This is a genomic window from Citricoccus sp., from assembly GCF_032154715.1.
GTDB lineage: Bacteria > Actinomycetota > Actinomycetes > Actinomycetales > Micrococcaceae > Citricoccus.
The window spans coordinates 1-12,917 of sequence record NZ_JALDXU010000094.1; the positions used below are offsets into that span (position 1 = coordinate 1).

The following is a 12,917-nucleotide window of genomic DNA, read 5'->3' on the forward strand; positions in this document are numbered from 1 at the left end:
CGTCGTCCATGCGCAGCTCGTGGTTGGACAGCGGGGTCTCGTCCTTCCAGCAGTAGGGCAGGACCCGGAAGCCGCGGTAGGTGAGGTCCTTGGAGTGCAGGTCTTTGAACGCCCAGAGCACAGACTCCATGAACTCGGGGTTCAGGGTCTTGTAGTCGTTCTCGAAGTCGACCCAGCGGGCCTGCCGGTTGACGTAGTCCTTCCACTGGTCCGTGTACTTGAGCACGGAGGCGCGGCAGGCGTCGTTGAACGTGTCGATTCCCATGGCCTCGATCTGGGCCTTGTCCGTCATGCCCAGTTGCTTCATGGCCTCGAGTTCAGCGGGCAGCCCGTGCGTGTCCCAGCCGAAGCGCCGCTCCACGCGGCGGCCCTGCTGTGTCTGGTAGCGGGCCACGAGGTCCTTGACGTAGCCGGTCAGCAGGTGGCCGTAGTGGGGCAGGCCGTTCGCGAAGGGCGGGCCGTCGTAGAAGACGAACTCGTTGGCGGAGCCGTCCTCGCGGGTGGCCGGCCGCGCGTCGATGGAGGCCTGGAAGGTGCCGTCCTCGTCCCAATACGCCAGGACGCGCTCCTCGATCTCCGGGAAACGCGGGGAGGAGGGGGTGCCCGACTGGGCGTTCGGATCCGAGCTGGCGAGGGGGTACACGGGCGTTGCCATCCTTGCAGGGGTCGACTGTGGTGCTGTCTGGTCTTCCGGCAAGGACGCCTGGCGCTGTCCTCGGGCTCCGGTGCGGAGATCGAGGACGACGGCGGCGCGGTACCACCCTGCTTGCCGTCCCGCTCCCCGGTGGACCCGTGAGGCGTGAACGGCCGCTCCTGACTGCTGTGACGGGCTTACCCGTCCGGGTCTACTGGGGCCGGCGCGTGCCGTGCCCGTTCTTCCGGAAGCTCGCCGGTGATGGCCGGGTCACTGCTGTTGGTGTTGCTGGCGTTGATTCTACGCCTTTTTCCCGCGCGGCTCGCCCTTCTCGTCGAAGTAGTCGACCAGCGCGGTCCCCACCCCGGCGAGGACGGCGTAGGTGGCCCGGGGCCGGGGCGCCCCGAGCCGGGCGATCAGCTTCTCGGACCACTCGTCGGTGACCGAGGTCAGCCACATGGAGCCGGCCATGAAGCCGCCGAAGATGACGCCCGTGGCCACGGGGGCGCCGAGGCGCCGGGCCCGGGACACCTCGGTGCGGGCATCGCCCTGCACCTCGGCCTCACGCTCGTACTGGTCCCGTTTCAGGATCAGGGCGCCGGTTGCCACCGCCGCAGCGATGCCGCCGGACCACAGGGCCAGGGGTTTGCGGGGGATCTTCCACAGGGGGACGGCGGAGACGATCCCCGTGGCGGTGCCGATGCCGAGGGCCCGGCGGAGCCGCGGGACGTCCACGCGGCCGTCCCGGCCCGCGGTGGTCGGCTGGTCTCGATGCTGTCCTGCCATGGGAAAATTCCTCACGTTGTCCGGATCATCTTGAAGTTGGCCGCCTGGGCCACGGGCCGCAGCACGATCTGGTCCAGGTTGACGTGGTGGGGCACCGAGACGGCATAGGTGCAGACGTCCGCGACGTCCGCGGCGGTCAGGGGCTTCTCCACCCCCGCATAGACCCGGTCCGCCGCCTCCTGGTCTCCGCGGAGGCGGTTCAGAGTGAATTCCTCCGTGTGCACCAGCCCCGGCAGCACCTCGACCACCCGGATGTTGTGGTCCACCTCCTCGAGGCGCAGGGCGCCGACCAGTCCGTGCTGGGCCATCTTCGCCGCGTTGTACCCGCCGCCACCCTCATAGCTGGCCAGCGCCGCCGTCGAGGTCAGGACCAGCACGGTGCCGTGCCCGGTGGCGCGGAGCAGGGGCAGGAACGCCCGGGTGGTGTTCAGGGTGCCCTGCACGTTGACGCGGTACATCCAGTCCCAGTCCCCGGGCCGGCCGTCCGCCACCCGGTCGGTCCCCTGCGCGCCGCCGGCGATGCACAGCACGGTGTCCACTCCCCCGCCGTCCTCGACGACCTGGCTAGCCCTGGTCATCTGCTCGGCGTCCGTGACGTCCGCGGGCACCGGGATGATGGTGCCCGCGCCGGCAGGCACCGCCTCGGCAAGGGACTGGAGCTTTTCAGCGCGGCGGGCCACGGCGTAGACGGTCCAGCCCTCGGCGGCGAGTTGCGCGGCGGTGGCGCGGCCGATGCCGGAGGAGGCCCCGGTCACGACGGCGGCGCGGTTCGGTCGGGTGTTCGTCTCACCAGTCATGGCACCACTCTAGGCACGGTCAGAGTTCGGCGAGTTGCTTGCCGGGATTGAGGATGCCCTGGGGATCCACCGCGTCCTTGATCGACCGGTGCAGCCGCCGGCTCCCCTCGTCCAGTTCCCGGGGCAGCCAGGCCCGCTTGAGCGATCCCACCCCGTGCTCGCCGGTGATGGTGCCGCCCAGCCCCAGGCCGATCTCCATGATCTCCTCGAACGCCTCGTGGGCCTGCCGGGTCGATTCCGGATCCTGGGCATCGAAGAACACGGACGGGTGGACGTTGCCGTCACCGGCATGCGCGACCACGGCGATCATCAGGCCGGTCCGTTCGCGGATGGTCTCCAGACGGTCGTAGAACTCGGGCAGTGCCATCCGGGGCAGGCAGACATCGTCCAGCAGCTGTCCGCCGCCGTGGAGCTGCGCGTGGCGTTCGAAGGCCGGCTGGGCCATCCGCCGCGTGGCCACCAGGGCGTCGCTGTCCTCCGGATCCGTGCTGAACGCGACGTCCAGGGCGCCGTGGTGTTCTGCCATCGCGGCGAAGGCGGCCACCTCCTGTTCGGCGGCCTCCCGGTGTCCGTCCCCGTTGGACTGCATCAGCAGCAGGGCGCCGGCGTCCGCGTCCAGCCCGAAGTCCCCGAACGTATTGAGGAGCGTGATGGCATGGCGGTCCAGGGACTCCAGCATCGAGGGACGGGCCCCCGTGGCCATGAACCCGGCCACGGCGGAGGCGGCCGCGCGTTCGGTGGGGAAGGCCGCCACGGCCGTCAGCGGAGGCGGCAGCAGGGGCACCAGCCGCAACGTCACCTCCACGACGACGCCCAGGGTCCCCTCCGAACCGACGAACAGGCCGACGAGATCCAGTCCGGCCACCCCCTTGGCCGTCCGGTGTCCCAGCCGGGTCAGCGTGCCGTCAGCCAGCACCACCTTGAGTTCGCGCACGTAGTCCCGTGTGACCCCGTACTTCACGCAGCACAGGCCGCCGGCGTTCGTGGCCACGTTCCCCCCGATGGAGCTGATCGCCACCGAGCCGGGATCCGGCGGATACGCCAGGCCGTGGGGCACGAGGGACTCCTTGAGGGCCTGGTTGATGACCCCGGGTTCCACGGTCACCGTCTGCTCGCCCGTGTTGATCTCCAGGATCGAGTCCATCCGCTCGACGGAGAGCAGGATGCACCCGTCCACGGCGTTCGCACCACCGGAGATGCCGGTGCGGGCGCCTTGGGGCACCACCGGGAGGCCCAGTCGGGACGCGAACCGCAGCGTCGCCTGGACGTCCTGGACGGTGCGGGCCCGCACCAGGGCCACCGCGTCGCCCACGGCGCCCAAGGGTGCCTGGTCCGCGGCATGGCCCGCCACGACGTCCGGCTCGACGCTGAGGGCACCCGGAGTGAGCTCGGGTCCCAACTCAGTGATCAGGCGCTGTGCCAGCTCCGCCCGGTCCGGTCTCTCCGGGGACGTGTGCTCGGCCGGGGCTGCGCCGGTCAAACGGTGATCGAGGCCGGCGCCGGTGCTGGCGGGACTCATGATGACGAGGTCTTGCTGCGTGAGGTGGACATGGTCCCACCGTAGGCCGGGATCCCCCCGGCTCGCCATCGTGCCGTGTCCCGCGCGACCCGGTTCGGAGAGCCTCAGGGGGCGTGGGACAATCGGGATCATGGCTGAACAGATCCCGGGCACAGACACGCCCGTTTCCACGACCGCGTCCACCAGTGTTGCCGTGACCGTTCCGGACCGCCCCGCCCTGGAGGGGCTGGAGGACAAGCTCTCCTCCCGGTGGAGGACCGGGGGCACGTATGCCTTCGAGGCCGACACCACGCGCGAGCAGGTCTACTCGATCGACACCCCGCCGCCGACCGCCTCCGGCTCGCTGCACGTGGGGCACATGTTCTCCTACACGCAGACCGACGTGCTGGCCCGCTACCAGCGCATGAACGGCAAGAACGTCTTCTACCCCATGGGCTGGGATGACAACGGCCTGCCCACGGAACGCCGGGTGCAGAACTACTACGGAGTCCGCTGCGACCCGACCAAGCCCTACTTCCCCGGGTACCAGCCACCGGAGAAGCCCGCGAAGAACCAGCGGGACTGGGACGTGGTCTCCCGCCGCAACTTCATCGAGCTGTGCGAGGAACTGGCCGTCGAGGACGAGAGGGTCTTCGAGAACCTGTTCACGCGGCTGGGCCTGTCCGTGGACTGGTCCCTGACCTACCGGACGATCGACGACACCTCCCGCGCCGTGTCCCAGCGCGGCTTCCTGCGCAACCTGGCCTCCGGGGACGCCTACATGGCCGAGGCACCCACGCTGTGGGACGTCACCTTCCGCACCGCCGTGGCCCAGGCGGAGCTCGAGGACCGCGAGGTGCCCGGCGCCTACCACCGCATCCCGTTCTTCACCGCGGCCGGGGAGAAGGTCTTCATCGAGACCACCCGGCCCGAGCTGCTGCCGGCTTGCTCCGCCCTCGTGGCCCACCCCGAGGACGAGCGGTACCAGCCACTGTTCGGCCAGACCGTGACCTCTCCGCTGTTCGGAGTCGAGGTCGAGATCCGCGCCCACGGGCTCGCCAAGCCGGACAAGGGATCCGGCATCGCCATGGTCTGCACCTTCGGCGACCTCACCGACGTCACGTGGTGGCGCGAACTGGACCTGCCGACCCGCACCGTGGTGGGCCGCGACGGCCGCTTCCACACCGAGACCCCCGAGTGGATCACCAGCGAGGCCGGCCGTTCCGAATACGAGAAGCTGGCCGGCAAGACCGTGTTCTCCGCCAAGGAGACCGTGGTCACCGCGTTGACCGAGGCCGAGTTGGTGGACGGCGAGCCGAAGAAGATCGTGCACCCGGTGAACTTCTACGAGAAGGGGGACAAGCCGCTCGAGGTGATCTCCTCCCGCCAGTGGTACATCCGCAACGGCGGCCGGGACGCCGACCGCCGCGAGAAGCTGATCGCCCGGGGCCGCCAGGTGTCCTGGCATCCCGAGTTCATGCGCTCCCGCTACGAGAACTGGGTGGAGGGTCTCAATGGCGACTGGCTGGTGTCCCGCCAGCGGTTCTTCGGTGTGCCGATCCCGGTCTGGTACCCCCTCGACGCCTCCGGCGATCCGGACTACGAACACCCGATCGTGCCCGCCGAGGACCGGTTGCCGGTGGATCCGGTGGCCGAGGCGGCCCCCGGCTACGACGAGTCCCAGCGCGACGTGCCCGGTGGCTTCACCGGAGACCCGGACGTCCTGGACACCTGGGCCACCTCCTCGCTGACCCCGCAGATCGTCGGCCGATGGAGCCGGGACGAGGACTTCTTCGGCAAGGTCTTCCCATTCGACCTGCGTCCCCAGGGCCACGACATCATCCGCACGTGGCTGTTCTCCACCGTGGTCCGGGCCGAGGCCCTGAACGACTCGGTGCCGTGGAACCACACTGCCCTGTCCGGCTGGATCCTGGATCCGGACCGGAAGAAGATGTCCAAGTCCAAGGGCAACGTGGTGGTCCCGACCGATGTGCTGGACGAGTACGGCTCGGACGCGGTCCGCTACTGGGCGGCCTCCGCCAAGCTCGGCGCGGACACCGCCTTTGAGGTGGCGCAGATGAAGATCGGCCGGCGGCTGGCGATCAAGCTCCTCAACGCCTCGAAGTTCGCCCTGAACCTCGGCGCCTCCGTGGACAACGTGGTCCGCTCGGCCGACGATGCCTCGGTCATCACCAACCCGCTGGACAAGGCCCTGATGGTCCGCCTGTACGACACGGTCCAGCAGTCCTCGCGGGCCTTCGAGACGTACGACTACGCCCGGGCGCTGAACCTGACGGAGTCCTTCTTCTGGCAATTCACGGACGACTACGTGGAGCTCATCAAGGACCGCGCTTACGGCGGCCACGGCGAGGCCGAGCAGGCCTCCGTCCTGGCCACCCTGGCCACCACGCTGGACGCACTGCTGCGGCTGTTGGCCCCCTTCCAGCCCTTCGCCACGGACGAGGTCTGGGGCTGGTGGCGGACCGGCTCCGTGCACCGCGCCCCGTGGCCCGGCCGGTCCGCGGAGATCGCCGGCATCGAGGCCGCCTCCGCCGGCGCGACCGCCGACGTGCTCGCCGCGGTCGCCCTCGCCCTCGGCGGCATCCGGAGGGCCAAGTCCGAAGCGAAGGTGAAGCAGCGCACCGAGGTGCTCGCCGCCGTCGTGACCGCCCCGGAGAACCGCCTCGGTTCCCTGCGCGGCGGACTCGCCGACCTCAAGGCCGCGGGCAACATCCGCGAGCTCACGCTGGTGGCCGGCAGCCCGGACGGGGACGCCGACATCGACGTCTCCCAGGTGGAGCTGGCCGCGCCAGACGTCTCGGAGGCCACCGCCGGATAGGCGCGGCCGTCAGTCGGGACAGATCTGCTCCCTGATGCCGGACCGGAGTGAATAATCCCGGACCAGGGTAAAAAAGTCCGGCTGCCGTGCTGATATAGGGATCACCGGATGACCCGCGTTCTATCCCCAGGACGCCCGTCATTGGCCCGCACGATCTCCGTATCTTCCGACGGGAGTTGGTCTTCTCATGGCGCCACCATCCTCAACTCGTCATGCCCTCGTGGTCGAGGACGACGAGGACATCCGCAGTCTGCTGGTCCACACCCTGAACCGGGAGGGCTTCACCGTGTCCGAAGCCCCCAACGGCACCCGGGCCGTGGAACTGGTCCAAACACTCAATCCCGAACTGATCACCCTGGACGTGCAGCTGCCGGGCCTCGATGGGCTGGAGGTCTGCCGCCAGTTGCGCGAGTACTCCAACGCCTATGTGGTGATGATCTCCGCGCGCTCCACGGAGATCGACAAACTGGCCGGGCTGGAGGCCGGCGCCGATGACTACCTCAGCAAGCCGTTCAGCACCCGTGAACTGAGGGCCCGCGTCGCCGCCTTGTTCCGGCGGCCCCGCGATCTGGTGACGGACTCGACGGAACTGGAACGCGCCGTCGAGGTTCAGCGTGGTCTCTTGCCGGATGCCTCTCCCGATCTGCCGGGGTACGAGATGGCGGCGAGCTTCCGCCCGTCCCGGGCGGTCGGGGGCGACCTCTACGACTGGCACGTCTCCTCCGGCCAGTTGCACGTGATCCTCGCGGACGTCATGGGCAAGGGCATGGGCGCGGCGATGATCGCCGCAGCCGTGCGGTCCGCCTTCCGGACCGTCGGGAACATGCCGGGCCTGACCTCGGCCTTCAACCACGCCGCCCAATCGCTGGGAGGCACGCTGGAAAGCTCCGATTCCTATGCCACGGTCTTCAAAGTCCGCCTCAATCCCGCCAACGGCCGCTTCTCCTACGTGGATGCCGGCCATGGAATCGCGGCCATCGTGGGTCCCGACGGCGGCACGAGGCGCCTGGATCCGGGCGGACCACCGGTGGGCCTCTGGATCGAGGACCCGTGGGTGGCCCAGCGGGCCGACCTGAACCCCGGAGAATCACTGATCCTCGTCAGCGACGGCGTGCTCGATGCCGTCGGCGACCTGGAGGGAACCTTCGCGGCCATGTCACAGGCCGTCCTCGCCCACCGCACCCTCCAGGACGTGGCGGACCATCTCGCCCGGCTCGCCCAGGACGATCCCGAACACGATGACGTCACCGCCGTCGTCGTCCACCGTCATCCCGATGTCCCAGGAAAGGACCACCGCTAATGCAGGTCACCGTAGAACGACATGACACCTACACGGAGGTGAGGAGCGAGGGCCGCCTGAACATGGTCGCCGCTCCCAAGCTCAAGGACGTGATCTCCAGCGAGATCAGTGCGGGCTCGCGGCAGATCGTGGTGGACCTCAGCGCCACCGAGTTCATGGACTCCTCCGGACTGGGGGCCCTGATCGGCTGTCTCAAGATGGCTCGACAGGCCGGCGGCGACCTGCGCATCGCTCAGGTGCCACCCCAGGTGCTGATGGTGCTACAACTGACTAGCATGGACCGCGTGCTGACCCCGTACCCCGACTCCGCCTCGGCGTTCTCCCGTGCCTGAGCCGATCCTGCTCTGCGCCGACCGTCTTCCGGCCGAACCGGGGACCATCGAGACCATCCACGACCACCTGGAAGACTTGTGGGCGGCGGCCGACCATGTTCCGGCCCTGGACCGGATGGCCTTCGACACCGCCGTCATCGAAACGGTCAGCAACACCATCCGACACGGTGTGGGCGACCCGGGACCGGTCGAGCTGGGAATGGAACTCGTGGCCTCCCCCGCCGAGCTGCGGGCGACCATCGTCGAGTTCGGTGCAGCCTCGGCGGCACCGACTGCCCCGCTGGGCACCGTGCCGCTCGAAGACGTCATGACCGATGCCCTGGCGGAATCGGGCCGCGGACTGGCGCTGATCCGTGCCCTCGTCAGCCTGGACTTCGAACGCGCCGGTGCCACGAACGTGTGGCGCCTGTACCGCCCGACGAACGCGACGGAGTCAAGCCGTGGCACGGACTGACCTGAAACGACATGAGAGCGCGGGACGGGCTTCAGCCATGGCCACCGCTCTCGCCGGCATGGGCGTGCTGCACTTCGCGCGGCCTCGGGCCTTCGATGGGCTCATCCCTCGAGCCCTGCCGGGCACGGCCCGTGCGTGGACCTATGGATCGGGCGTGGCGGAACTGGCCGTCGCCGGGCTGCTGGCGGTACCGGCCACCCGCCGCGTGGGCGGTCGGGCCGCTCAGATCCTCTTCGTGGCCGTCTGGCCGGGGAACTTCTACCACGCGTGGCGTGCCCGGAAGGCGACACCCGCCGTCCGGGCCGTCACATTGGCACGACTGCCCCTGCAGATCCCGATGATCCGGGCCGCCGGACGCGTTGCCCGCGGGCGCTGAACGCGCCGACGGCGCACCACGGCGAGACTCCGGCCAGCATCAGGCCTGTCGAACCGGACGAGCGAGGCTCAGTCGAACTGGGGGCTGGTCGTGCGGGAGCGCTTGATCTCGTAGAAGTAGGGGAAGCCGGCGAGGGTCACGGCCGCGTCAAAGATCCTGCCGGCCTCCTCACCGCGCGGGATGCGTGTCATCACCGGCCCGAAGAAGGCCGTGCCGTTGAAGGAGACCACGGGCGTGCCGACGTCGTCCCCGACCTTGTCGATGCCCTCGGCGTGGGAGGCCCGTAGCGTCTCGTCCAGCACGTCCGTGCGGGCCGCCGCCAGGATCTCCTCGGTCTCCAGACCCAGCTCCTCCAGCGCGCCGCGCACAGCCGCCTCGAAGTCATTCTGCCCCTGATTGTGAATGCGGGTGCCCACCGCCGTGTAGTACGCGCCGATGGCCTCGTTGCCGTGGCGCTCCTGGATCTGAGTGGCGGCGCGGGCCGGCAGCCACGCCCGATCGAGCATGGAGCGGTAGCCCTCGTCCAGATCCTGGTGCTCGTTGAGGACGGACAGGGACATGATGTGCCAGTTCACCGTGATCGGACGGACCTTCTCGACCTCCAGCATCCAGCGTGAGGTGATCCAGGCGAATGGGCAGACGGAGTCGAACCAGAAGTCAACGGTCTGGGTTCCCGCTTCGGTGGCGGTGTTCGTGGCGTCAGCGGTCTCGGTCATGGTGCCTCCTGGCATGCGTCTGGGTGGTTGGGGAACGGTCCGCGGTGGGTTCTCGGGGTGACCCGGGCGGATTCAGGCCGACTTGGTGCGGCGCTTGCGCTGCACCTCTCGGGAGATCAGCGTGGGTTCGGCACCCTCGCGGACCACGTCACCGGTGATGACCACGGTGGCGATGTCCTCACGGGAGGGCAGATCGAACATGACCGGTTTGAGGACCTCCTCCAGAATGGAGCGGAGTCCGCGGGCGCCGGTCCCCCGCTCCTCGGCCTGCTCGACCACCGCGTCCAGGGCCTCATCCTCGAACTGCAGCTCGACGCCGTCCATGAGGAACATCTTCTGGTACTGCTTCACCAGGGCGTTCCGGGGCTTGGTCAGGATGTTGATGAGCTGCTCGTGGTCCAGGTTGTCCACCGTGGTGATCACGGGCAGACGGCCGATGAACTCGGGGATCAGGCCGAACTTCAGCAGGTCCTCCGGGCGGACGTCGGAGTAGGACACGTTCCGCTTGCCGATGGTGTTGATCGGCGCGCCGAACCCGATGCCCTTGGACCCGGCACGAGAGGAGATGATCTCGTCCAGGCCGGCGAAGGCCCCGGCCACGATGAACAGCACGTTCGACGTGTCGATCTGCAGGAACTCCTGGTGCGGGTGCTTGCGGCCACCCTGCGGCGGGACGGCGGCCGTGGTGCCTTCCAGGATCTTCAGCAGCGCCTGCTGGACCCCCTCCCCCGAGACGTCCCGGGTGATCGAGGGGTTCTCGGACTTGCGCGAGATCTTGTCGATCTCATCGATGTAGATGATGCCCTGCTCGGCCTTCTTGACGTCATAGTCAGCGGCCTGAATGAGCTTGAGCAGGATGTTCTCGACGTCCTCGCCCACATAGCCCGCCTCGGTCAACGAGGTGGCATCCGCCACGGCGAACGGCACGTTGAGCTTCTTAGCCAGGGTCTGGGCAAGGTAGGTCTTGCCGGATCCCGTGGGGCCCACGAGCAGGATGTTGGACTTGCCGACCTCCACATCCGCCAGCTCGTCGGCCTCCTCGGCCGAGCGATCGGCGAACGAGTCACTCTTGGCCTGCGCGGACTGCTGGCCGGAGCGGATGCGCTTGTAGTGGTTGTACACGGCGACGGCGAGGGACCGCTTGGCATCGGGCTGGCCGATCACGTATTCCTCGAGGAAGTCGTAGATCTCCCGAGGCTTGGGCAGCTCGACCTCGGCGGTCTCCGCGACCTCGGAGAGCTCCTCCTCGATGATCTCGTTGCACAGCTCGATGCACTCGTCGCAGATGTAGACGCCGGGTCCGGCGATCAGTTTCCGGACCTGCTTCTGGCTCTTTCCACAGAACGAGCACTTGAGCAGGTCGGCGCTTTCACCGATGCGGGCCATGCGGGAATCTCCTCGATTGGGTCGGGCCTCCAGACGAAGCTGCCCGGGGTACTGCCATTACAGCTTAGAGGGTGGACACGTTAGGACGGTGGATTGCAACGGCGGCCCACACCGGACGTGACGGAGCATGTCCAGGTGTGGGCCGCCGTCGGGCGATCCCTGGGCCCCGGTGGTTCCCGCCGCCGCGCACACGGCGCGAGGCCCACCGGCGGACCGGATCAGTTGGAGAGCTGCGGACGGGTGATCTTCCGAGACTCCAGGACCTCGTCCACCAGGCCGTAGTCCTTGGCGCCCTGGGCCGAGAGGAACTTATCCCGGTCGATGTCCTGGCGGATCTGTTCCGCCGACTTGTTGGTGTGCATGGCGAGCGTCTCCTCCATCCAGGTGCGGATCCGGAGCAGTTCCTCGGCGTGGATCTGCAAGTCCGTGGCGGTGCCGCGGTCCCCACCCATGGAGGGCTGGTGGATCAGCACGCGGGCGTTCGGCAGAGCCAGGCGCTTGCCCGGCGCACCGGCAGCCAGCAGCACGGCCGCGGCCGAGGCCGCCTGGCCGAGGCACACGGTCTGGATCTCGGGACGGACGAACTGCATGGTGTCGTAGATCGCGGTCATCGCGGTGAACGAGCCACCAGGCGAGTTGATGTACAGGGTGATGTCCCGCTCCGAGTCCATGGACTCGAGCACGAGCAGCTGGGCCATGATGTCATCCGCGGAGACGTCATCCACCTGCGAGCCGAGGAACACGATGCGGTCCTCGAACAGCTTGGCGTAGGGGTCATTGCGCTTGAAGCCGTAGGGCGTGCGCTCCTCGAACTGGGGCAGGACGTAACGGTTGCTCGGCGCCGACTGACCGGCACCGGAGGGCATTCCGGTCGGTGTTCCCGTGGTGAAGTGATTCATGTCTGATTTCTCCTGGGCGAAGGGTCTGTGGGGTGGGAAGGACTGTCCTGGGGCGGCCGGGGCCGGATCAGGAGTTGTCCACGCCACCGCCGCCGGACACGGTTCCGGCACGTTCGGCGATGTGGTCGAAGAACCCGTACTCCAGGCCCTCCGTGGCGGTGAACCACTTGTCCCGCTCGTTGTCCTTGAGGATGGTGTCCACGGTCTGGCCAGTCTGCTCCGCGGTCAGCTCGGCCATGACCTGCTTCATGTGCAGGATCAGCTGCGCCTGGATGCGGATGTCCGACTCGGTGCCGCCGATGCCGCCAGAGGGCTGGTGCATCAGGATGCGGGCGTGCGGGGTGGCATAGCGCTTGCCCGGCGTGCCCGAGGACAGCAGGAACTGGCCCATGGAGGCGGCCATGCCGGTGGCGACGGTGACCGTGTCGTTCGGGATGTACTTCATCGTGTCGTAGATCGCCATGCCCGCGGTGATGGAGCCGCCCGGGGAGTTGATGTACAGGTAGATGTCCTTCTCCGGGTCCTCGGCGGAGAGCAGGAGCATCTGGGAGCAGATCGCGTTGGCGTTCTCGTCCATCACCTCGGAGCCCAGCCAGATGATGCGTTCCTTGAGCAGACGGTTGTAGATGTAGTCCTCGCGGGCCGCCGGATCAACCGACGCCATACGGGGAGCAGTGGACGATGCGGACATGGCGCCCTGCCTTCCTTCAGATGGACTTCACATGCGACGACGGCACCTGGTGGTACACGTCCGGCACTGGTCTTGGATCGAGACTACTGTCCAACGGCGCCGCCCGGGCCCTCCTGACCCGGCTGTTCGCTGTTGGCGTGGATGGACGGCGACGGCCGCCACCACCCTGATCCGCTCACCAAAACGCCCGGACCGACCATGCGTGATGC

The 12,917-nt window shown here is 68.4% G+C and carries 13 protein-coding genes; 5 read left to right on the top strand and 8 right to left on the bottom strand.

What is annotated here, in order from left to right; all coding sequences use genetic code 11:
• From RUH65_RS13045 to RUH65_RS13060, 4 genes are all read right to left on the bottom strand, one after another.
• Nucleotides 1–643 (bottom strand): class I tRNA ligase family protein (locus RUH65_RS13045; protein WP_313817977.1); only part of this gene is annotated, 643 nt, incomplete at its 3' end.
• A 291-nt stretch (nucleotides 644–934) separates the two neighbouring features.
• Nucleotides 935–1,420, bottom strand: a complete 486-nt coding sequence (locus RUH65_RS13050) for a hypothetical protein (RefSeq protein ID WP_313817978.1) — start codon at nucleotides 1,418–1,420, stop codon at nucleotides 935–937.
• A gap of 11 nt (nucleotides 1,421–1,431) precedes the next feature.
• Nucleotides 1,432–2,217, bottom strand: a complete 786-nt coding sequence (locus RUH65_RS13055) for an SDR family oxidoreductase (protein ID WP_313817979.1) — start codon at nucleotides 2,215–2,217, stop codon at nucleotides 1,432–1,434.
• Between the two features lie 19 nt (nucleotides 2,218–2,236).
• The gene (locus RUH65_RS13060; RefSeq protein ID WP_313817980.1) at nucleotides 2,237–3,736 is read right to left on the bottom strand and encodes an FAD-linked oxidase C-terminal domain-containing protein; all 1,500 of its coding nucleotides are present in this window, start codon (nucleotides 3,734–3,736) and stop codon (nucleotides 2,237–2,239) included.
• A 130-nt stretch (nucleotides 3,737–3,866) separates the two neighbouring features.
• Between RUH65_RS13060 and valS the strand changes: the two genes are divergently transcribed.
• The 5 genes from valS to RUH65_RS13085 all read left to right on the top strand — a co-directional run bounded on the left by valS (nucleotide 3,867) and on the right by RUH65_RS13085 (nucleotide 9,016).
• Nucleotides 3,867–6,554 carry a valine--tRNA ligase gene (gene valS / locus RUH65_RS13065; RefSeq protein WP_313817982.1) on the top strand — a complete coding sequence of 896 codons (2,688 nt, stop codon included), beginning with the start codon at nucleotides 3,867–3,869 and terminating at the stop codon, nucleotides 6,552–6,554.
• 187 nt (nucleotides 6,555–6,741) lie between these two features.
• Entirely contained in the window at nucleotides 6,742–7,854 is a 1,113-nt protein-coding gene (locus RUH65_RS13070) for a SpoIIE family protein phosphatase (protein ID WP_313817983.1), read from the top strand.
• Nucleotides 7,854–8,186: an STAS domain-containing protein gene (locus RUH65_RS13075; RefSeq protein ID WP_313817985.1), complete on the top strand. Its 333-nt coding sequence runs from the start codon at nucleotides 7,854–7,856 to the stop codon at nucleotides 8,184–8,186. The genes RUH65_RS13070 and RUH65_RS13075 overlap by 1 nt, the downstream gene beginning before the upstream one ends.
• A complete protein-coding gene (locus tag RUH65_RS13080; RefSeq protein ID WP_313817986.1) occupies nucleotides 8,179–8,640 on the top strand; it encodes an ATP-binding protein in 462 nt (153 codons plus the stop codon). Before RUH65_RS13075 ends, RUH65_RS13080 begins: the two co-directional genes overlap by 8 nt.
• A gap of 37 nt (nucleotides 8,641–8,677) precedes the next feature.
• Nucleotides 8,678–9,016 (top strand): hypothetical protein, encoded by a 339-nt coding sequence (locus RUH65_RS13085; RefSeq protein WP_313817987.1) that lies wholly within the window; start codon nucleotides 8,678–8,680, stop codon nucleotides 9,014–9,016.
• A gap of 68 nt (nucleotides 9,017–9,084) precedes the next feature.
• Here the strand turns inward: RUH65_RS13085 and RUH65_RS13090 are convergent, their stop codons facing one another.
• From RUH65_RS13090 to RUH65_RS13105, 4 genes are all read right to left on the bottom strand, one after another.
• Nucleotides 9,085–9,732 (bottom strand): DsbA family protein, encoded by a 648-nt coding sequence (locus RUH65_RS13090; RefSeq protein ID WP_313817988.1) that lies wholly within the window; start codon nucleotides 9,730–9,732, stop codon nucleotides 9,085–9,087.
• 72 nt (nucleotides 9,733–9,804) lie between these two features.
• Nucleotides 9,805–11,118 carry an ATP-dependent Clp protease ATP-binding subunit ClpX gene (gene clpX, locus RUH65_RS13095; RefSeq protein ID WP_313817989.1) on the bottom strand — a complete coding sequence of 438 codons (1,314 nt, stop codon included), beginning with the start codon at nucleotides 11,116–11,118 and terminating at the stop codon, nucleotides 9,805–9,807.
• Nucleotides 11,119–11,336: 218 nt separating this feature from the next.
• Nucleotides 11,337–12,017, bottom strand: coding sequence for an ATP-dependent Clp protease proteolytic subunit (locus RUH65_RS13100; RefSeq protein ID WP_308421954.1), 681 nt, complete (start codon nucleotides 12,015–12,017; stop codon nucleotides 11,337–11,339).
• Nucleotides 12,018–12,084: 67 nt separating this feature from the next.
• Nucleotides 12,085–12,681 carry an ATP-dependent Clp protease proteolytic subunit gene (locus tag RUH65_RS13105; protein WP_313817990.1) on the bottom strand — a complete coding sequence of 199 codons (597 nt, stop codon included), beginning with the start codon at nucleotides 12,679–12,681 and terminating at the stop codon, nucleotides 12,085–12,087.
• Between the last annotated feature and the right edge of the window lie 236 nt (nucleotides 12,682–12,917).

Coding starts and splice junctions, on each gene's coding strand:
- RUH65_RS13050 (WP_313817978.1), bottom strand. CDS start 1,420: ATGGCAGGACAGCATCGAGACCAGCCGACCACCGCGGGCCGGGACGGC.
- RUH65_RS13055 (WP_313817979.1), bottom strand. CDS start 2,217: ATGACTGGTGAGACGAACACCCGACCGAACCGCGCCGCCGTCGTGACC.
- RUH65_RS13060 (WP_313817980.1), bottom strand. CDS start 3,736: ATGAGTCCCGCCAGCACCGGCGCCGGCCTCGATCACCGTTTGACCGGC.
- valS (WP_313817982.1), top strand. CDS start 3,867: ATGGCTGAACAGATCCCGGGCACAGACACGCCCGTTTCCACGACCGCG.
- RUH65_RS13070 (WP_313817983.1), top strand. CDS start 6,742: ATGGCGCCACCATCCTCAACTCGTCATGCCCTCGTGGTCGAGGACGAC.
- RUH65_RS13075 (WP_313817985.1), top strand. CDS start 7,854: ATGCAGGTCACCGTAGAACGACATGACACCTACACGGAGGTGAGGAGC.
- RUH65_RS13085 (WP_313817987.1), top strand. CDS start 8,678: ATGGCCACCGCTCTCGCCGGCATGGGCGTGCTGCACTTCGCGCGGCCT.
- RUH65_RS13090 (WP_313817988.1), bottom strand. CDS start 9,732: ATGACCGAGACCGCTGACGCCACGAACACCGCCACCGAAGCGGGAACC.
- clpX (WP_313817989.1), bottom strand. CDS start 11,118: ATGGCCCGCATCGGTGAAAGCGCCGACCTGCTCAAGTGCTCGTTCTGT.
- RUH65_RS13100 (WP_308421954.1), bottom strand. CDS start 12,017: ATGAATCACTTCACCACGGGAACACCGACCGGAATGCCCTCCGGTGCC.
- RUH65_RS13105 (WP_313817990.1), bottom strand. CDS start 12,681: ATGGCGTCGGTTGATCCGGCGGCCCGCGAGGACTACATCTACAACCGT.